The organism is Microbacterium sp. Soil_C_42 (assembly GCF_057656735.1).
This window is the reverse complement of sequence record NZ_JBDGJU010000001.1, coordinates 275252-293910: the sequence shown is the minus strand read 5'-3', so window position 1 is coordinate 293910 and position 18659 is coordinate 275252. Positions and strand designations below refer to the sequence as shown.

Here is an 18659-nt window from a genome sequence, read left to right as displayed (position 1 = left end):
TCGTACTACGCTCATTCTCACCGGTTGAAAGACTAGAACATCTGTTCTAGAATGTGGGAATGGGGGCGATCGTGCAACTCACGGCACAGTACGTGCACGAGACCGTCGGCCAGACGCCGACGGGCGCCCAACCCACTGCCCTCGGGGCGGTGGGCACACCGCCTTCGGGAGCGTCCTCTCCCAGCACCGTCGCGCAGCTGCGCGCCCAGGTCGAGCGGGTGCAGGGCCGCCGGCTCGACGCGCCGGTGCTGCCGGTGCATCCCGCGCTCGCCTCGCTGCTTCCCGGGGGCGGTCTTCGCCCGGGGTCCGCATACTCCCTGCCGCGTTCGACGTCGGTGCTGCTGGCGCTGCTGGCGCAGCCGTCGCAGGCCGGGTCGTGGTGCGCGGTGCTGGGCATGCCGCGGCTCGGCGCCGAGGCGGCCGAGGGGCTCGGTGTCGATCTGTCGCGGCTCGTGCTCATCCCCGACCCGGGTGCGCGCTGGCTCGCGGTGACCTCGACCGTCGCCGAAGTGCTGCCGGTGGTCGCGGTACGTCCGTCGGGGCGCGCGGCCGACGGCGAGATCGCCCGCCTGGCGGCGCGGCTGCGCGATCGCGGTGCGGTCCTGCTCGTGCAGGGGCCCTGGCCGCAGGCCGAGGCCGTGATCGAGGTGGGCGAGCCGGCGTGGGAGGGCGTCGGCCGCGGGCACGGGTACCTCGCGGGCCGGGCGGTGACGCTCATGTCGTCCAGTCGGCGCTGGCCGCGTTCGCGACGGGCGCGCGTGATGCTTCCGGATGCTGCGGGGCACGTCTCCGCCGCACCCGAGCGCATGCGCTCCGTCGAGGCGCTGCCCTCGGCCGAGCCCGCGGAGTCTTTCCCGCAGCGGATCAGGGCGGTGGGGTGACATGACCGCGGGCGCGCCGGTGCGGAGCCTCGTCCTGTGGTTCCCCGACTGGCCGGTCACTGCTCTCGAGCGGGAGGTGGGTACGGCTGCGGCTGCCGAGGACGCGGTCGGACCGCGACCGGGTACTCGCACGGATGCGGCACAGGAGAAGGTCGAGGCGAAGCCCCCGGTCGCCGTCGTCGAGCGCAACCTCGTGGTCGCGTGCTCCGCGTCCGCGCGTGCGGAGGGAGTGCGCCGCGGGCAGCGCCGGCGCGATGCCCAGGCGCGGTGTCCCGGGCTGACGCTGGTCACCGCGGACGCCGCCCGCGATCACCGCGCATTCGCCCCGGTCGTGTCGCTGATCGAAGAGAGGGCGCCCGGGGTGCAGCTGGTGCGTCCGGGGCTGTGCGCGCTGCGCGCGCGGGGTCCGGCGCGGTACTACGGCGGCGAGGTCGAGGCCGCACGCATGCTGATCGGCACCCTCCGCGAATCAGGGCTCGACGGAGTGCGGGTGGGCATCGCCGACGGGCCGTTCACCGCGGAGCAGGCGGCACGCGGTGGCACGAACGCCGCAGATCCGGTCTTCGTCGTGCCCGCCGGCGGTGCGGCAGGCTTCCTCGCCCCGCTGCCGGTCTCGGTGCTCGACGCCTCCGCACTGCTCGGCACCGGCGCGGCGGGGGCGAAGGAGGCGACGGACCTCGTCGGCCTGCTCGCCCGGCTCGGCGTGCAGACCCTCGGCGGGTTCGCCGAGATGCCGACCGATCGCGTGCGCGAGCGGTTCGGCGAGCGGGGCGTCCGGCTTCACGCCCTCGCCGCGGGGCGCGACTCGCGACCGGTGCAGCCGCGCACGCCGCCGCCAGAGCTGCAGCGGGAGATCGCGTTCGAGCCGCCCCTCGAGATCGCCGATCAGGTGGCGTTCGCCATGCGCGTCACCGCCGACGAGTTCGTCGCGGGTCTCGGCGCCGTCGACCTCGTCTGCACCGAACTGCGGGTCGAACTCGTCGGAGACCGCGGGGAGCGCAGCGAGAGGGTGTGGCTGCACCCTGGATCCTTCGACGCCGCGGCGGTCGTCGACCGCGTGCGGTGGCAGCTCGCGGAGGACGTCGGGACGGGCGACGCAGCCGGAGGCGGGCTGCGCAGCGGGGTGACGCTCGTGCGGATCTCGCCGGAAGCGGTGGATGCGGCATCCCATCACGCTCCGGCGCTGTTCGGCGGCGGACCCGAGGAGCGGGTGCACCACGCGCTGTCGCGCGTGCAGGCGATGCTCGGGCACCGCGGCGTGCTGACTCCCGCGATCGGCGGCGGGAGATGGCTGGCCGAGCGCCAGGTGCTCGTGCCCTGGGGAGACAAGGACGAACGCGACCGGAAGGCGATCGGCGCCGGGGGTCTCGCGGCGCAGCGCGCGCGACCCTGGCCGGGGAGCCTGCCCGACCCGCTGCCCACGACGGTGTTCGCCGACCCGGTGCCGGTCGACGTGCGGGCGCTCGGCGGCGAGCTGGTCGACGTCGACGAGAGGGGCAACGTCTCGGCCGTGCCCGCGCTCTTCATCGAGAGCGGTCGCCGTCGCGCGATCGAGGCGTGGGCAGGACCCTGGCCTGTGGTGGAGCGCGGATGGGATGCGGCGCGCTCCCGCCGTGCGCACCGGTTCCAGGTCGTCGATGCCGACGGGTCGGCGTGGCTGCTGGTATGCGACGGCGACGCCTGGACCGCGGAGGCCACCTATGACTGAGGCCTACCACCGGTCGTTGAGCGAGCGAGGAACGAGCGAGACGAAACGCCCCGGATCGAGGAACGACGTCGGAGCGTCGCGTTTCGTCTCGGAAGCTCGCTCAACGACCGGAACCAGGGGCGCCTGATGGGCTTCAACAACCCGGGCGTGCCATGGTCCGAGATGGAGCGCGTGCTGAGCGGCCGCCGCCGGCCCGACGCGCCGCCGGTCGGCGCGGACGGGGGCGACAGCCCGGCGTGGTCGCACAAGCGCGGGCCGTACGTCGCGCCCGAGATCGAGCGTCCGGCCGATGCGATCCCATACGCCGAGCTGCACGCGCACTCGTCGTACTCGTTCCTCGACGGAGCCTCCTCGCCCGAGGAGCTCGCCGAGGAGGCGGAGCGTCTGGGGCTGCATGCCCTCGCGGTCACCGACCACGACGGGTTCTACGGCATCGTCCGGTTCGCGGAGGCTGCGGAGTCGCTGCAGCTCAAGACCGTGTTCGGCGCCGAGCTGTCGCTCGAGCTGCCGAAACCGCAGAACGGCGAGGCCGATCCGGTCGGCGCGCACCTGCTGGTGCTCGCCCGGGGTGAGGAGGGGTACCACCGGCTGGCGGGTGCGATCACGCACGCGCAGCTGCAAGGGGCGGAGAAGGGCCGGCCGGTCTACGACCTCGAGGAGCTCGCCGCGCACGCGGCGGGGGAGTGGGCGGTGCTCACCGGGTGCCGCAAAGGCGCCGTGCGCCGCGGGCTCGCCGAGAGTCCCGACGCGGCAGCCGGCGAACTGGACCGCCTCGTGACGCTGTTCGGGAAGGACAACGTGCACGTCGAGCTCATCGACCACGGCAACCCGCTCGACACCCGCGACAACGACGTGCTCGTCGGACTCGCGCGGGAGCGAGGCCTCCCGCTCCTCGCGACCAACAACGTCCACTACGCCGTGCCGAAGCGGCAGCTGCTCGCCGCGGCGGTCGCCGCCGTGCGCGCGAACCGCGGTCTCGACGAGCTCGACGGCTGGCTGCCCGCGCACGCCGGCGCTCATCTGCGGTCGGGAGCCGAGATGGCGGAGCGTTTCGTGCGATTCCCCGACGCTGTCGCCCGCACCGTGACGCTCGCCGACGAGCTCGCCTTCCCGCTGCGCAAGGCCAAGCCCGCGCTTCCGAAGCAGGAGGTGCCCGAAGGGCATACGCCGATGTCGTGGCTGCGGCACCTGGTGTGGGAGGCGGTGCCGCGCAAGTACCCCGACCTGACGGAGGAGAACCGGGCGCGCATCGAGAAGGAGCTCGGAGTCATCGAGATGAAGGACTTCCCGGGCTACTTCCTGATCGTCCACGGCATCGTGCAGTTCGCGCGGAGCCAGGGCATCCTCTGTCAGGGGCGCGGGTCAGCCGCCAACAGTGCCATCTGCTACCTGCTCGACATCACCGCCGTCGACGCGATCGCGTACGACCTGCCGTTCGAGCGTTTCCTGTCGAGCCTGCGCGAGGAGGAGCCCGACATCGACGTCGACTTCGACTCCGACCGTCGGGAAGAGGTCATCCAGTGGGTGTACCGGGAGTACGGGCGCGACCGCGCGGCGCAGGTCGCGAACGTCATCCAGTACCGCCCCAAGAACGCCGTGCGCGACATGGCCAAAGCGCTGGGGCATTCGCCGGGGCAGCAGGACGCCTGGTCGAAGCAGATCGAGGGATGGGGAGCCCTCCTCGAGACCGGCGCCGGCCACGACATCCCCGATCAGGTACTGGAGTTCGCGTCCGAGCTGCTCAAGGCGCCGCGGCACCTCGGCATCCACTCCGGCGGAATGGTGCTCACCGACCGCCCGGTGGGCGAGGTCGTGCCGATCGAGCACGCGCGCATGGAGAACCGCACGGTGATCCAGTGGGACAAGGACGACGCCGCCTGGATGGGTCTTGTGAAGTTCGACCTGCTGGGCCTCGGGATGCTGGCCGCCCTGCAGTACTGCTTCGACATGATCCGCGCCTCGACGGGGGAGGACTGGGAGCTGTCGACGATTCCGAAGGAGGAGAAGGCGGTCTACGACATGCTGTGCCGGGCCGACTCGATCGGGGTGTTCCAGGTCGAGTCGCGCGCGCAGATGGGGCTTCTCCCGCGCCTGCAGCCGCGCCGGTTCTACGACCTCGTGATCGAGATCGCGCTCATCCGCCCCGGTCCCATTCAGGGCGGGGCGGTTCATCCCTTCGTCAAGCGCAAGCTCGGACAGGAGAAGGTGACCTACCCGCACCCCAAGCTCGTGCCGGTGCTCGAGCGCACGCTCGGCATCCCGGTGTTCCAGGAGCAGCTCATGCAGATGGGCATGGCCGTCGGCGGGCTCACCGGCGAGGATGCCGACCTGCTGCGGCGTGCCATGGGCTCCAAGCGGGGGATCGAGCGCATCGACTCGCTGAAGAAGAAGCTGTACGCCGGCATGGCCGAGAACGACCTCGTAGGCGAGGCGGCCGACGCGATCTACGCCAAGATCCAGGCGTTCGCGAACTTCGGCTTCGCGGAGTCGCACTCCCTGTCGTTCGCGCTGCTCGTGTACGCCAGCTCGTGGATCAAGCTGCACTATCCGGCCGCGTTCCTCGCGGGGCTGCTGCGGGCGCAGCCGATGGGGTTCTACTCACCGGCGACCCTCGTGGGCGACGCGCGCCACCACGGCGTCGAGGTGCGCCGTCCCGACCTGCACCTCTCGGGCAGCGAGGCGGTGCTCGAGGCCGTCGCCGGCGCTTCGACAGGCTCAGCGATCGGTGGGGCTTCGTTCCCTGAGCCGGCCGAAGGGCCGACCGGCCTCGACTCCTGCGCCGAGCGGAAGCAGCCGCCGGTCGGGCTCTTCGACCTCGACGCGCCTGACGAGTCCGCAGCGCACCGCCGCGACGGGAGGTTCGCGGTGCGGCTGGGCCTGGCCGGGGTGAAGGGGATCGGGGCGACGGTCGCGCGGCGCATCGTCACCGCGCGCGAGACGGGTGGGCTGTTCCGCGATCTTCGCGATCTCGTGCGGCGCACCAGCATCACCGCGGTGCAGGTCGAGGCGCTCGCCACAGCGGGCGCGTTCGAATGCCTCGGTCTCGGCCGTCGCGAGGCGATCTGGCTCGCCGGGTCGGCGGCGCAGGACCGCCCCGAGTTCCTGCCGGACTCGCTCATCGCGGTGCAGCCGCCGCTGTTCGCAGACCCCACCAGCTACGAGCGCCTCGCCGCCGACCTGTGGGCGACGGGCATCTCGACCGACGATCATCCGATCACCCACTACCGCTCCGGGCTCGATGCGCGAGGCGTCCTGACTTCCCGGGAGCTGCGCAGCCACGAGGTCGGCCGCCGCGTCGAGGTCGCGGGGCTCGTGACCCACCGGCAACGGCCGGCGACAGCATCCGGGATCACGTTCCTGAATCTCGAGGACGAGCACGGCCTCGTCAACATCGTGTGCTCTCTCGGCGTCTGGAACCGCTACCGCCGCATCGTGCGCGACTCCCCGGCGCTCATCGCGCGCGGCATTCTCGAGCGCTCGTCCGAGGGCGTGACGAACCTCATCGCCGACGCGTTCGAGGATCTCCGCGTCGGCGTCCAGCATCGCGCGAGAGACTTCCGCTGACGGATGCCGCCACGCCGGCATGCTCCTTCGGCAGTGGATGATCGAGTGAGTCGGTCAGATCTCGTCGTCCCACTCGTCGTGCGAAGGGGGAAGATCGATCACCGCGACCGGGCGCAGGCGTCGCTGGATCGACTTCAGGCGGGCGACAGCGCCATCGTCGACGAGTTCGTCGTCGTCGCTGTGGGCATCGCGCGCGACCATCTGGCTCGCCGGGCCGATGAGAACCGTCACCTCGCCCACGGATCCGTCCAACTCCCGGATCGGAACCGTCACCGCCTCCGCCTCACCGGCTTCGGCCAGCGCCTGGCCGCAGCCGAGGAGGGCGGCAGCGATGTCGTCCCCTGTCACGAATTCGCTTCCCGCATAGATGACCCTCTTCACGAGCCCTTTCTACCTCGTGCACCCGCGTTCGCCCTCGGGGTTGCAGCCCGCGGCCGAACGGGGTAGACCCCGACGCCGCCGACCCGGCGAGCCGACCGGCGGACACGAGGGCTTTCGCTCCGGCTGATCGCGCAGGACATCCCCGTCTGAGCGCAAGAGTGATCTGCGCGAAACGCGGCCCTGCAAGGATGGGCGCCATGACTGAGATCCTCAAAGTGCGACCTCGGGTGTGGATCGGTCTGGCGATCTACATCGGATATGTGGCGGTTGTGTTCCTGGTGCAACGGCTGAGCGGGGTTCCTTACACCGATCTCGGTGACAGCGGGGGCAATCTCTTCCTCGGCGTTGGGCTCTCCCTCATCATCGCCGCGATCCTGCTCGCGATCACGACAACCCTTCTCGGCTGGTGGCGTCCTGCACTGTACGAGCGAAAGCGCAGCGTGCGCTGGCCGATCATCGCGCCGATTCTCATGGCGCTCGCATTGCTGATCAATCTCGCCGCGACCGATTGGGGATCGTACGACGGCGCGTTCTTCGCTGCGTCGATCGTGCTCATCATCGTCGGCTTCACTGAGGAGCTCACGACTCGCGGGCTGCTCCTCACGGCGCTGCGCAGCAGGCTGGGCGAGGGCTGGGTGTGGTTCCTCACCACGGCGCTGTTCGCTCTCATGCATCTGATCAATGCCGCGTCCGGCCAGGATCTTCTCTCGACGTTGCAGCAGGTCGGCGCCGCGTTCCTGGGCGGCACGATCTTCTACATCCTGCGGCGTACGACCGGCACTCTGATCTGGTCGATGGTGCTGCACGGGCTGTGGGACTTCTCGGTGTTCGCCGTCGGACATGGCACGCCGGGAGCCTTCGCAGGCGTCGGGTCGATCGTGTACCTGGTCGCCGGTGTTCTCGCCCTCGCGTCAGTCGCTTTCGTGATCCGCGGCGCGCACGAGCGGATCGACGCTCGTGCGTGACGCTTCGCCCGTGACGGAGGGCCGTCCACGGAGCGTGTGGCTTGCTCTCGCCGTTGTCGTCCTCTACGTTCTCCTGGCCGCCGGTCTCGGCGACTTGTTGAGTGGACTGGCGAGCGACGACCAGGAGCTTGCCCAGTTCGCTCTGGGGCATTTCATCCCGCTCGCGATTGCGATCGTCGGGCTGCTGCTGTTCCTGCGTTGGGTGGGGTGGGGCCCGGACGTCTGGCGGGAGCGGCCGACCCCGACGCTGACTCCACGGCGTTGGTGGCTCATCTCGATTCCCGTGCTCGTCGTGCTGTTGCCCATCAGTCAGCTGAGCGACATCCCCTGGGCGTCGCGCTCGATCGGCTTCATCCTCGTCATCGCGGCAGGAACACTCATGGTCGGTTTCGGGGAAGAGCTCGTCATGCGCGGTGTCCTGCTCACCGCCGTCCGGGCCCGACACGGCGAGCTCGTCGCCCTTCTCGCAACCAGCGCTGTGTTCGCGCTCGCGCACATTCCCGGAAGCATCATCGCCGGCGTCCCGATCGCCGCCATCGCCTTCCAGGTCTCGTTCCTGGCAGCGGCCGGAGCGTCCTACTACTGGGTACGACGCGTGACCGGGCGGCTCTGGGCCGCCATGCTCGCGCACGCCCTCACCGATTGGGTCCTCTATCTCGCGTCCGGCGCCGGCACTCCCGCGTCGTCCATGCCGCAGGGCCACTCCGCAAGTCCAGAACCGTTCCCGGTGACCGTCCAGGTACTGCTCCTCATCGCGACCACGATCAGCATCGTCAGCGTCTTCCGAGAAGACCGGCGCAGCACACGCGCAGCTGCCGCATCTGCATCAGCGGGCTGAGGTGCAGCCCACCCACGCGAGGACACCCGATACCTGGTGACGGAGAGGGGCTCTGAGGGCACGTCTCGCGCGATCCGCGGCCACTTGCGCCCACGCGGCACCTCGGCTGTGATCCCGGAACCCGACGATCAGGAAGGCCGTCGCACGCACGTTGCGAAATGAGGTCGCCCGATCCTGTTCCCCGCAGCGTGTAAGCGATATGGTGAGGCGACGGGCGACTCGCCGTGATCCTGGGAACCGATCACAGCGCGGGCGTCCGGACTGGGGATCTCTGGGGCTGGGCCGCTGATTTCCCCTGCGCGCCCCCGCGCAAGGACGGTCCCTCGGACGTTGCAGCTAGAGCCTGTAGCGTCCGAGGGACCTCAGCCTGTCCCGCGCGCGTCGCGCGCCCTTTGGGGGAGGGCTCGGCACTGGGGATACCTGTGCGACACGGCCGAAAGGTGCGGAACCCGGCCTGCAGTCACACTAGCGCGTCGCCTCGGAGGCTCCACGAGCCACACGCAGGACTCTGCGCGATATGGCGAGCGTCAGTGGAACTCGCCGTCGGCGGACTGGATGATCCGCCGCATGACGTCGATCGAGACCTCCTCGCGCGCGCCGTCGGCCCACTCGTGGACGATGAACGAGATCCCCAGGCTGTCGAGGTAGTCGGCGGTCTTCTCGAGCCGCGGAACGACCTGGATGTGGTCGTTGCCGAACAGCGCTGCCGTGTAGACGGGCTCGCCGGCGCGGATGGCACGTCGCAGCTCCACGGTGGAGCGTCCCGTGAGGCGGTACAGCGACTTCAGCACCTCACTGCCGAAGTCGGGGGTTCCGTCGATGGTGAGCGAGAGTGCGTTCTCGGGCGTCGTCACCCGTCCATCACAGCACGTCGAATCGCGACCGCGGTGCGTCGGCCGTGTACCCGACACGTCGGCGGGCGTCAAGACACCGTTTCGAACTGCGCCCGGTGCGACAATTGCCGACGGGGAGCAGAGGTCGGGGACACCGACCAGCACCGAAGCGAGAAGCCGTGGCTGTGAGAAGTGAGATATCGAGAGCGCTGACGCATGCGCTCGAGCGCTCGGAGATCACCGCGTGGTTCCAGCCGCAGATCGATCTGGTGAGCAATCGGGTGGTCGCCGTCGAGGCGCTCTGCCGGTGGAATCATGCGGAGTGGGGGCTCGTGGGACCCAACGAGTTCATCCCGGTCGCCGAAGAAGACGGGATGATCGCGGAGATCGGTCGCTTCATGGTCACGCAGGCGATCGCCGTGATGGCCAAATGGGGCATCGAGGTCTCGGTCAATGTGTCACCCGCACAGCTGCAGGATTCCGTGTTCGCCACGTGGCTCGGGCAACTCGTCGAGGGGATCAGCCGTCCTGCGCGGCGACTTACGCTCGAGATCACCGAGGGGCTCCAGATCGGCAACGTGTCGGCGGTCGTCGCGCGGCTCGATGGGCTGCGAGCGCTGGGGCTGGGCATCGCGATCGATGACTACGGCGCCGGACAAGCGTCCCTCACGCAGCTGAAGCGGCTTCACGCCACCGAACTGAAGATCGACCGCGCTCTGGTGATCGACGATTCCCCGTCGGCTGAACGCACGATGGGTGCGGCGATCGCGGTCGCCCACGAGTCCGGCATCCGCGTCGTCGCGGAGGGTATCGAGACTCCGCAGCAACTCGAGAAGGTCAAGACGATGGGATGCGACCGCGGCCAGGGCTACCTGTTCGCACGCCCCATGCCGCGGGCCCAGATGGCGGCGCTCTTGGCGGGGTAGTCAGTTTCGAGCCGCACGCGTCGAAGGTCGTGGACGATTCGGCGGCTACTGCGCATCCGTGATGAACGTCCCCGAAGTCGCCGGCCCGGGGAGGATCAGGCCGGCAGCTGGTCGCCGCGGCCTCCGGGGGGTTGCGACGGAATGTCGTTCGGCTTCGTGTTTCGCGCCCGCTCCTGCTCGACGGCACGGTCGTGGGTGTCGGCGGAGGGCACGTAGCGGTGCCAGTGCATGCTGGTGGCTTTCGCCCACTTCTTGTCCCGTGCAGCGCGCTGCTGGTCGGGCGTCGGGTCGTTGGGTGGGTGATGTCTGTCCATCTTCGGACTTTACGCCCGGCACATGTGTGCCTTCCCAGGCGCACGGGCACCCAGCGCACTCCGGGATCGGGGCGCAATCTTCCCGATCCGACCGGAGATCCGCCGAGAGCGGCTTCAGCGAACCCCGAGTCGCCGATGCTCCGGGGTCCCGCACCACCGTCGCGCCTGCGGCGCGTGTACGCTCGGATGAAGGGCACCGAGACCCCGCGCCTGGTCATTCTGAGATGGACGGTGGCGCAGGTGATGCCCACGACTCCCGACGATCAGCCGGGCGATGCCTTCGCGATCGCCGCGGCCGCGCTCACCGCCGGCGACGACGATCTGTGCTCGCCCCTGCGAGCCGCTGTCTCGATGCACGGTGCGGTGGTGTCCACGCTGGGCGCGCCGATGGGCTCCGAAACGGTGTGCGCCAGCACGAAGCTCGGCGCACGGATCGACGAGATCCAGATCGACCTCGGCGAGGGGCCGTCCTGGGAAGCCCTGCGCACAAGGCTTCCCGTCACGGCATCCGACCTGCAGGTCGACGGCGGGGCGCTCTGGCCCGGCACGTGGGCCGCCCTGCGAGAGCTCGACGTGGGAGCGCTGTTCGCATTCCCGCTGTTCGTCAGCACGCTCGGAATCGGGTCCATCGCCCTCTATTCGCTGACCGCCCGTGAGCTGTCGGATGCCGACATCGAGCGGATGAGCCGCCTGGCCGCCATCGTCTCCGGCACTCTGCTCAGGAGGGCGCTGAGCCGGCTCGGCACGCCGGACGACGGAGCGGAGGACGAACCGTACTCCCGTCGTGAGGTGCACCAGGCCACCGGAATGGTCGCAGCGAGGAACAGGATCGGCGTGGACGATGCCCTCCTGCTCCTGCGCGGACACGCGTACGCCGCGGGTCGTTCGGTGCGCGATGTCGCGGCGGATGTCATCGCACGGCGGCTCGACCTGAGCCGGTGAGCCCAAGGCTTAGGATGACGGCATGACGGCGCTCACCCGCGAGCATCAGCTGCTGGGAACCTTCGTCACGCTGGCGGACTCCCTGGTCGACGACTTCGACGTCGTCGATGTGCTCCAGCGACTCGTCGACGACTGCATCTCGCTGTTCGACGCGTCGGCTGCCGGCATCCTGCTCCTGAGTCCGTCGAAGCGGCTCGAGGTGATCGCCTCCACGAGCGAGCGCACCGAACTCGTCGAGCTGATGCAGTTGCGCGTCGGTGCCGGCCCGTGCGTAGAGGCTGCGACGGCGGGTGAGGTCGTCTCTGTCGACGACATCGACCAGATCGCCCATCGCTGGCCTGCGTTCGCCGCCGATGCACGCGCCTCCGGGTTCTCGTCGATCCATGCGATTCCGCTGCGGCTGCGCGACTCGACACTGGGATCGCTGAACCTCTTCCGGGAAGAGGCCGGGGCGCTGAACGCGGCCGATGCCGCCGCCGCGCAGGCGCTGGCGGACATCGCCACCATCAGCATTCTGCAGCAGCGGCTGGTCGAGGAGTCCGAGCTCGCACAGGCTCAGCTTCAGCGCGCGCTGGACAGCCGGGTGGTGATCGAGCAGGCCAAGGGATACCTCGCCCAGATGCTGGGCATCGATATGGATGAGGCGTTCGCGCGAATCCGCAGCCACGCCCGCTCCACGCAGACGCGTATCGGCGTCGTCGCGCGCGATGTCATCGCCGGGCGTCTGTCGCTCTGACTCGGTGCCCGGTGCGGAGAGCTAGACGGTCTGCCGCTGCTGGAGCAACGGACACTCGAAGGGATCGCGCTCGCCGAGTCCGACCCTGTTGATGTAGCGGACGACGATCCCGTAGGACTGCCAGAGGCCGGTCTCGGTGTACGGCACGCCGTGATCCACGCAGAATGCGCGGATCATCCCCGACGCCTGGCGGAGGTGCGGTCGGGGCATGGACGGGAACAGATGATGCTCGATCTGGTAATTGAGCCCGCCCATGATGGTGTCGAGCAGTCGGCTGCCACGGATATCGCGGCTCATCAGCACCTGGCGGTGGAGGAAATCGACCTTCGCGTCAGCCGGCACGAGCGGCATCCCCTTGTGATTCGGGGCGAACGCCATCCCCATGTAGACGCCGAACAGCCCCAGCTGGACGCCGAGGAAGGCGAATGCGATCCCCGGGGACAGCACGAGGAAGACGAGCACGACGAACCCGATGATCCGCACCGAGAGGAAGGCGATCTCGATCGGACGGCGTCGCAGCTGCTCACGTGAGAAGACGCGGCGCACGCTCGATGCGTGCAGGGAGAGCCCTTCGAACAGCAGGATCGGGAAGAACAGCACTCCCTGATGTGCGATGAGCCAGCGCAGTGGCCCGCTTCGGCTCGCGCGTCGGCGGTCCGCCTGTTCCGGAGTGAACGCGATGACCGGGAGCTCGATATCGGGGTCGCTGCCGATCTTGTTGGGGTTGGCATGATGGCGCGTGTGCTTGTGCTGCCACCATCCGTAGCTCATGCCCACAAGAAGGTTTCCCAGCAGCATGCTGGTCCAGTCGTTCCACCGACCGGAGCGGAAGATCTGGCGATGCGCGGCGTCATGGCCGAGCATCGCGACCTGGGTGAGAACGACGGCGAGGACGGCGCCGGTGACCAGCTGCCACCACGAGTCGCCGAGGAGGACGAAGACGGTGAGCACGCTCGCGATCACGACCGGCGCCGCGATGAGCTTGGTCCAGTAGTACCCGTAGCGGCGCCGCATGAGGCCGCTTCCGGTCACCCGCTGCGACAGCTCGGTGTAGAGATTCGGCGCCTTCGGCGTCGTGGATCGCACGCTCGAGGCGATCGACCCGGCAGCGGTGACGGCCATCTTGTGCTCCTGTCAGAGGAAGCGCACAGAGCGTGCGCCAATGACAGGGTCCGGGCCATCTGGTCTCAGGTTACGCCCGTTATCGGGTGTGCGCGTCTGTATGCAGGAAACACGGAGGCTGCTTCCTCACTCCGCAGTCAGGTCAAGGAACCAGACGGGCGAGCAGTTCGTCGACCTCCATCGAGCACACGCCGATTCGCGAGTCCGCGATGCCGATCGGGATCCAGATCACGTCGTCCACGATCAGTCCGCCGCACGAGTACACGACGTTCGGCACGTAGCCGTCGCGTCGGTCGTCGACCGGCTGCAGGATCGGGGTCGCCGTCCGCCCGAGAACGATCGTCGGGTCGTCGAGATCGAGCAGCAACGCTCCCAGGGAGTATCTGCGCATCGGGCCGACGCCGTGAACGAGCACGATCCAGCCGTGCGGCGTCTCGAGCGGCGGGCCGCAGTTGCCGGTCTGGACGATCTCCCAGGGCTCCGCCGGTGCGTGGATGATCCCGGCCTGGTTCCAGATCACGCCGTCGTGGGACTCCGCCAGCGAGATGTTCTCGCCGCCGGTGCGGCTCAGTGCGAGATACCTGCCGTCCACGGGGCGAGGGAACAGTGCCATCCCCTTGTCCTGAGCGGCATCGCCGGTCAGCCGATGGATGTCGAACTCGCGCAGATCCGAGGTGATGATCAGACGTGGTGCGATGTTGCGACCGTCGTAGGCCGTGTATGTCCCGCGGTAGTGGGTGGCGCCGGCGAGGTCGGTGAATCGTACGAAACGCGCGTCCTCCATTCCGTGCCGTTCCTCTGCCGCCACCGGGGTGAGCACACGCTGGCTGAGGGAGGTCTCGGCGGAGAACACGGCGCGGTAGACGGAGTTCGTCAGCTCGCGCAGCGCCTCGATGTGGCGTGCGCTGTCGGCGCGCCGCGACAGCGCGCGCGGCAGCCCGGTCACCGAGGCCTCGACGTCCGACGCGGTGAACCGGTCGGGAAGTCCTTGCAGCACGCTGTGGGAGATCTCATTGACGATCCCCGCCTCCTCGACCGCAGCGCGGAAGTGGACGATGCTCCAGTCGCCTTCGTCGATGCGCGCTCGCCACAGCGGGAGCGCGCGGTCCACGAACGTCCAGCGCCGGCCGGGACCGATGATCGCCTCGGCGAACTCGATGCAGGAGCGGTGACCTTCCCCGATGGAGCGGAGGGCGACGGCGACGCGACGCTGCCCGGGCGCCAATCCCGTCTGGTCGGGATGCTCTATCGCGCTGGGGTTGCACAGCGCTGCCCCCTCGACGGCGTACTCCGCCGTGAAACTCGCGCCGAGCACCAGACGACGCGCGACGCTGACGTCGACCGGATCGGCAAGACGAGAACTCACGACGTCGGCGTTCTCCAGGAACAGAGCGCGGGCATCGGGATGCCGCGCGCCGAAGTCGCGGGTCAGCTCGGCCGCGAGTTCGTCGGCCCGATCGGCGGGCATCGCCATGACTCTCGCGATGATCTCGCCCGCGCGCGAATGCTCGGCGGACCATTCCTCGCCCGGCAGGAACAACTGGGCGATGACGCGGTCCGGCTGCGCGCTCAGTTCTGCCGTGTGGACGCGTGTCGTCATGGCGCGGTCAACCCACCGTGTCGGAGTGCTTGCTGGTACGTGCTCAGTGCGGCCAGGGTCGATTCGGCGCCACGGTTCTCGTTTCTGCCGTCGCGTTCGAGCCCGTCGAAGCCGGCGCCGGTCTGGTCGTCGAACATGACGGTCCCGCTGTCGTTGAGACCGGTGAACCATTGCCAGGCGAGCGAGATCGGGGGAAGCCACACCGGGTCGCCGGTGACGTCGTACGCCGTGGCACACGCGTCCGCGAGTGCGGCGAGCTCCAGTGGCTGCTGGTCGAACGACGGCCCCCTCTCGCCAGGGCCGCGCCCTGCCGTCCCCGTCACGGAGAACCGCTCGTCCGACGTCTCCACGGAGAGCAGGAACCCGAGCATCCGCAGACCCTTTTCCGAGGCATCCGGATCATCGACGGCACTCCCTGCGGCGATCAGCGCTTCTGCGATGGAGGCGTTCCCGTAGGAGAGGCGGCGCTCCGGCCACAGCCAGGTCGGATCCGGTAGCCCGGGCATGGCCGCGATGTACTCCCGGAGCAGCGTCCGGGCGATGTGGTCGTCCGCACGCACGCGTACGATCTCAGCGGCGCCGAGCGCCGCAAAGGCGAGAGTGCGCAGACTCGTCGACCGCTCGCGCGCGGCGATCCGGAAGGTGCGCAGCGCGCGAGCGCGGGTCCACGGGTCGCCCCGTCGCGCGGCGATCGTGCCGAGTGCCCACAGAAGCCGTCCCCACCAGTCGCCCATCGCCGGGTCGTCGGACCAGTCGCCGTCGGCGCTCATCCGATTGTGCGCGAGCCCGTCTGCGCGTACCGCCGACTCCAGGAAGCGCAGGTAGATCGCGGCCAGCTTGCGGAGCTCGACAGTCTGCTGCCGCTCGCGCGCGACGACGATCAGCGCCCGCGCCACGTCGTCGACGCAGTATCCGTGTTCGCGGCGCGGCGTGGCGAGCAGAGCGTGTTCGAAGATGCCGTTGTGGTCCGTCAGCGCGCGCAGGTGCTCGTATGGCGGAGAGGGCTCCATCACGCCGCCTTGCCGGGGGCGAGCCTCGCGGTGACTGCGCGGTAGCGGTCGGCGACCGCAGACCACGTCGTCTCGTTCGTCTCGCGGAGCGCGGCTTCGCGCATGCGATCGGCGACGGACGTGCCGGTGATGATCTCACGCAGCGCCTGCGCCGTGGCGTCAGGGTCCTGGTGCGGGACGACGATCCCGGCTCCGCTCGAGAGCAGCTCCACCGCGTGGGGGAACGCCGTGGCGACGACGGGGACGCCGGCTGCCACCGCTTCGGCGAGGACGCCGGAGGTCGCCTGATCGACGGAGTCGTACGGCAGGAGGACGACGTCCGCCGACGCGATGAGCGCGGCGAGCTGTGGCGCCTCGAGATAGCGTCCGTCCATGCGCACGGAGGACTCGATGCCGAGGTCGCCGGCGAGACCGGCGAGCATGGTGCGGTAGCTCTCCCCGGCATGCGCGAGCACCTTGGGGTGTGTCTGCCCGGCGACGATGTACTCGACGTTCGGAGTGATGTCCGCGAGCTGCGCCATGGCGCGGATACCCCATTCGATGCCCTTGCCGGGGGAGAGGAGGCCCCACGTGACGACACGGCGGCCATTGTGCGGCTTCGTGTCGCGGAGAGCCACGTGCTGCACGCCATGCGGGACGACGTGAACGCGAGCGAGATCGACCGCGTAGATCGCGGCGAGGTTGTCGCGGGCATGGGTCGTCATCACGACGACCACGGACGCGAGTCGACACACTTCGGTGAGCACTTCACGCTGATGCGGGGTAGGCGCCACGAGAACGGTGTGGAGCACGACGATCGCGGGGACGCTGAGCGCGGCGAGCACGTCGAGAACCTGGTCCCCGTCGCGTCCGCCGTAGATCCCGTACTCGTGCTGCACGATCGCGACATCGCACGCATCGAGCGCCATGGTCGCGCGCGACGTGCTGAGGCTGTCACCGGCGATCAGATCGGTGCGCACACGCGACCGCGCACGGGGATCGGGCCGACCGCGATCCTCCGGCTGATCGAGCGCCCGCACGACGGTGCCTTCGTCGTCGTGGCCGACGAGAGCATCGGAGAGCGACTTGGTGAATGTGGCCAGCCCGCAGCGAGTCGGCGGAAAAGTGCTGAGGAATCCGTAGTGGGTCACGGCGACGCTCTCTGATGATGCCCGTGCGGAATCGCTCCGGGCGATGGCGAGACGTCTGCCGGCGGCATCCCTCGTGGAACCGCGCCTTCATCGCCGTGGTCCGGTCCACGTCCGGTTCGCATCCGGACGCTGTGGTTGCAAGTTACACGTCCGACCTGGACGTCGTCACAGGATCAGCGAGCCAGCACGGCCTCGTAGACGCTCAGGTACTGGTCGACCATCCGCTCCACGCCGAATCGTGCGACCGCGCGACCGTGCACGCCACGGCGGCTCAGTGCCACGACGGCTGGGAGTGCCGAGATCGCCTCGTCGATCGAGGCCACGGTGCTGCCGGTCACACCCTCGTCGACGACCTCCGCCATCGAGCCGCGGCGGTACGCGAGAGCCGGAGTGCCGCACATCATCGATTCGGCCACCGAGAGCCCGAACGGTTCGTCGAAGTCGATCGGGTGCAGCAGCGCGACGGCATGGCCGAGGACGCGGGCGCGACCCTCGGATCCCACGGCGCCGAGGAAGACGACGCGTTCCCCGTCGATGTGGGGCTCCACTTCGTCGTGGAAGTAGTCGGCGTCCTGGACGAGGCCGCAGATCACCAGCCGGCGGCCGGCGCGCCGCGCGATCTCGATCGCCGTCGCGGTGCCCTTGTCGGGGTGGATGCGTCCGAACGACACCAGGTAGTCGTCCGGCTCGGCCACATACGGGAGTTCCTCGGGATCGATGCCGTGGTGGATCGTGGCGAGGTACTCCAAGCCGGGGGAGCGATCCGCGTCGGAGATGGAGACGTACGTCGAAGCCGAGGCGAGGTAGGCGGGCATGATCGCGGGACCGGAGAAGCCGTGGATTGTCGTGATCATCGGTGCGCCCCATTGGGCGGTGAAGGCGAGCGGGAGCCAGTCGAGCTGGTTGTGCACGAGATCGTATTCGCTCGACCTCTCCAGTGCGTGTGCGACGTGGAGCGCCTCCCACACCCGGCCGTCCATCGTCGGATCCTCCGCGTAGCCGTGCGGCGCGACGGCATCGAGGTCGCCGCCCGTGATCGAGTCGGCCGTCGCGAACAGCGTCACGTCCACCCCGCGGCGCACCAGCCCTTCCGTCAGCAGGCTCGTCACGCGCTCCCACGGTCCATAACTGATCGGCGGTGTCCGCCAGGCGATGGGACCGAGCATCGCGACCCTCACTCGGGCACTCGTCGGTTCGTCGCGGTCGCGGGCACGTCGCTGCCGTTCGTCTGTGACTGTGCGCTCATGATCGGACGTTACGCCCCCATCCTGGACGGTTCACAGCGCGGGCCTGCTCGCGCGCCCAGCGCACCGCTGCGCGAGTGGTCCAGGCTGCTCGCATCCTGGGCCCACACTCGCAACCGCCGCGTGGGACGATGAGGCATGGAACAGTCATCACGCGCCCGCTCGTGCGCCGTGGGAGATCTCGACGACTTCGACATCAACCATCGTGTTTCGTTCGCGCGTCCTCCGAACCACGGCAGTTCACGACCTCGTGTGAGCGGTCGCCTGAAGCGCATCCGCGGCGTGGACTATCTGATCGGCAACATGCGTCGCCCAGGCATCGAACTCGTGGTCGCCTTTCCGCGACAGCTCGGCGGCGAGGTCGCGGACGTGTTCGGTCCGCTGCCCTTGACATATCTGATCGAGGTGGGACAACCGATGCAGGACCTTCGGAACCCGTTCGCAAACTGAACGGCATCCTGCCGA

At 69.3% G+C, this 18659-nt stretch carries 17 protein-coding genes; 9 read left to right on the top strand and 8 right to left on the bottom strand.

Annotation, left to right across the window (positions count from 1 at the left end; all coding sequences use genetic code 11):
• The first annotated feature begins 59 nt into the window (after positions 1–59).
• From AC3A46_RS01320 to AC3A46_RS01310, 3 genes are all read left to right on the top strand, one after another.
• Complete coding sequence (locus AC3A46_RS01320; protein WP_487663445.1) at positions 60–881, top strand: hypothetical protein; 822 nt, start codon at positions 60–62, stop codon at positions 879–881.
• Position 882: 1 nt separating this feature from the next.
• Positions 883–2589 (top strand): DNA polymerase Y family protein, encoded by a 1707-nt coding sequence (locus AC3A46_RS01315; RefSeq protein ID WP_487663444.1) that lies wholly within the window; start codon positions 883–885, stop codon positions 2587–2589.
• A 126-nt stretch (positions 2590–2715) separates the two neighbouring features.
• Positions 2716–6153 (top strand): error-prone DNA polymerase, encoded by a 3438-nt coding sequence (locus AC3A46_RS01310; protein WP_487663443.1) that lies wholly within the window; start codon positions 2716–2718, stop codon positions 6151–6153.
• 54 nt (positions 6154–6207) lie between these two features.
• On the opposite strand, the gene AC3A46_RS01305 is transcribed toward AC3A46_RS01310, so the two are convergent.
• Positions 6208–6534 carry a hypothetical protein gene (locus AC3A46_RS01305; protein WP_487663442.1) on the bottom strand — a complete coding sequence of 109 codons (327 nt, stop codon included), beginning with the start codon at positions 6532–6534 and terminating at the stop codon, positions 6208–6210.
• A 197-nt stretch (positions 6535–6731) separates the two neighbouring features.
• Here AC3A46_RS01305 and AC3A46_RS01300 point away from each other — a divergent pair, with 197 nt between their 5' ends.
• Together AC3A46_RS01300 and AC3A46_RS01295 are read left to right on the top strand one after the other, a co-directional pair.
• A complete protein-coding gene (locus tag AC3A46_RS01300; protein ID WP_487663441.1) occupies positions 6732–7499 on the top strand; it encodes a CPBP family intramembrane glutamic endopeptidase in 768 nt (255 codons plus the stop codon).
• A 10-nt stretch (positions 7500–7509) separates the two neighbouring features.
• Positions 7510–8337, top strand: a complete 828-nt coding sequence (locus AC3A46_RS01295; RefSeq protein WP_487663440.1) for a CPBP family intramembrane glutamic endopeptidase — start codon at positions 7510–7512, stop codon at positions 8335–8337.
• Positions 8338–8864: 527 nt separating this feature from the next.
• On the opposite strand, the gene AC3A46_RS01290 is transcribed toward AC3A46_RS01295, so the two are convergent.
• The gene (locus AC3A46_RS01290; protein WP_487663439.1) at positions 8865–9191 is read right to left on the bottom strand and encodes a hypothetical protein; all 327 of its coding nucleotides are present in this window, start codon (positions 9189–9191) and stop codon (positions 8865–8867) included.
• 158 nt (positions 9192–9349) lie between these two features.
• Here AC3A46_RS01290 and AC3A46_RS01285 point away from each other — a divergent pair, with 158 nt between their 5' ends.
• Positions 9350–10096, top strand: coding sequence for an EAL domain-containing protein (locus AC3A46_RS01285; RefSeq protein WP_487663438.1), 747 nt, complete (start codon positions 9350–9352; stop codon positions 10094–10096).
• Positions 10097–10191: 95 nt separating this feature from the next.
• Here the strand turns inward: AC3A46_RS01285 and AC3A46_RS01280 are convergent, their stop codons facing one another.
• Complete coding sequence (locus AC3A46_RS01280; protein WP_487663437.1) at positions 10192–10410, bottom strand: hypothetical protein; 219 nt, start codon at positions 10408–10410, stop codon at positions 10192–10194.
• 186 nt (positions 10411–10596) lie between these two features.
• Between AC3A46_RS01280 and AC3A46_RS01275 the strand changes: the two genes are divergently transcribed.
• On the top strand, positions 10597–11352 hold the full coding sequence (locus AC3A46_RS01275; RefSeq protein ID WP_487663436.1) for a GAF and ANTAR domain-containing protein: 756 nt from the start codon (positions 10597–10599) through the stop codon (positions 11350–11352).
• A gap of 22 nt (positions 11353–11374) precedes the next feature.
• A complete protein-coding gene (locus tag AC3A46_RS01270; RefSeq protein WP_487663435.1) occupies positions 11375–12088 on the top strand; it encodes a GAF and ANTAR domain-containing protein in 714 nt (237 codons plus the stop codon).
• A gap of 21 nt (positions 12089–12109) precedes the next feature.
• On the opposite strand, the gene AC3A46_RS01265 is transcribed toward AC3A46_RS01270, so the two are convergent.
• The 5 genes from AC3A46_RS01265 to AC3A46_RS01245 form a co-directional block, all read right to left on the bottom strand.
• A complete protein-coding gene (locus tag AC3A46_RS01265; RefSeq protein ID WP_487663434.1) occupies positions 12110–13210 on the bottom strand; it encodes a fatty acid desaturase family protein in 1101 nt (366 codons plus the stop codon).
• 142 nt (positions 13211–13352) lie between these two features.
• A complete protein-coding gene (locus AC3A46_RS01260; RefSeq protein ID WP_487663433.1) occupies positions 13353–14810 on the bottom strand; it encodes a glycoside hydrolase family 130 protein in 1458 nt (485 codons plus the stop codon).
• A complete protein-coding gene (locus tag AC3A46_RS01255; protein ID WP_487663432.1) occupies positions 14807–15820 on the bottom strand; it encodes a glycosyltransferase in 1014 nt (337 codons plus the stop codon). The genes AC3A46_RS01260 and AC3A46_RS01255 overlap by 4 nt, the downstream gene beginning before the upstream one ends.
• Positions 15820–16950 (bottom strand): glycosyltransferase, encoded by a 1131-nt coding sequence (locus AC3A46_RS01250; RefSeq protein ID WP_487663431.1) that lies wholly within the window; start codon positions 16948–16950, stop codon positions 15820–15822. Before AC3A46_RS01250 ends, AC3A46_RS01255 begins: the two co-directional genes overlap by 1 nt.
• 173 nt (positions 16951–17123) lie before the next feature.
• On the bottom strand, positions 17124–18116 hold the full coding sequence (locus AC3A46_RS01245) for a glycosyltransferase family 4 protein (RefSeq protein ID WP_487663430.1): 993 nt from the start codon (positions 18114–18116) through the stop codon (positions 17124–17126).
• A gap of 249 nt (positions 18117–18365) precedes the next feature.
• On the opposite strand from AC3A46_RS01245, the gene AC3A46_RS01240 reads away from it, so the two are divergent.
• Positions 18366–18644, top strand: coding sequence for a hypothetical protein (locus tag AC3A46_RS01240; RefSeq protein WP_487663429.1), 279 nt, complete (start codon positions 18366–18368; stop codon positions 18642–18644).
• Positions 18645–18659 lie beyond the last annotated feature (15 nt).

Coding starts and splice junctions, on each gene's coding strand:
- AC3A46_RS01280 (WP_487663437.1), bottom strand. CDS start 10,410: ATGGACAGACATCACCCACCCAACGACCCGACGCCCGACCAGCAGCGC.
- AC3A46_RS01300 (WP_487663441.1), top strand. CDS start 6,732: ATGACTGAGATCCTCAAAGTGCGACCTCGGGTGTGGATCGGTCTGGCG.
- AC3A46_RS01320 (WP_487663445.1), top strand. CDS start 60: ATGGGGGCGATCGTGCAACTCACGGCACAGTACGTGCACGAGACCGTC.
- AC3A46_RS01275 (WP_487663436.1), top strand. CDS start 10,597: ATGAAGGGCACCGAGACCCCGCGCCTGGTCATTCTGAGATGGACGGTG.
- AC3A46_RS01255 (WP_487663432.1), bottom strand. CDS start 15,820: ATGGAGCCCTCTCCGCCATACGAGCACCTGCGCGCGCTGACGGACCAC.
- AC3A46_RS01245 (WP_487663430.1), bottom strand. CDS start 18,116: ATGCTCGGTCCCATCGCCTGGCGGACACCGCCGATCAGTTATGGACCG.
- AC3A46_RS01315 (WP_487663444.1), top strand. CDS start 883: ATGACCGCGGGCGCGCCGGTGCGGAGCCTCGTCCTGTGGTTCCCCGAC.
- AC3A46_RS01270 (WP_487663435.1), top strand. CDS start 11,375: ATGACGGCGCTCACCCGCGAGCATCAGCTGCTGGGAACCTTCGTCACG.
- AC3A46_RS01310 (WP_487663443.1), top strand. CDS start 2,716: ATGGGCTTCAACAACCCGGGCGTGCCATGGTCCGAGATGGAGCGCGTG.
- AC3A46_RS01265 (WP_487663434.1), bottom strand. CDS start 13,210: ATGGCCGTCACCGCTGCCGGGTCGATCGCCTCGAGCGTGCGATCCACG.
- AC3A46_RS01260 (WP_487663433.1), bottom strand. CDS start 14,810: ATGACGACACGCGTCCACACGGCAGAACTGAGCGCGCAGCCGGACCGC.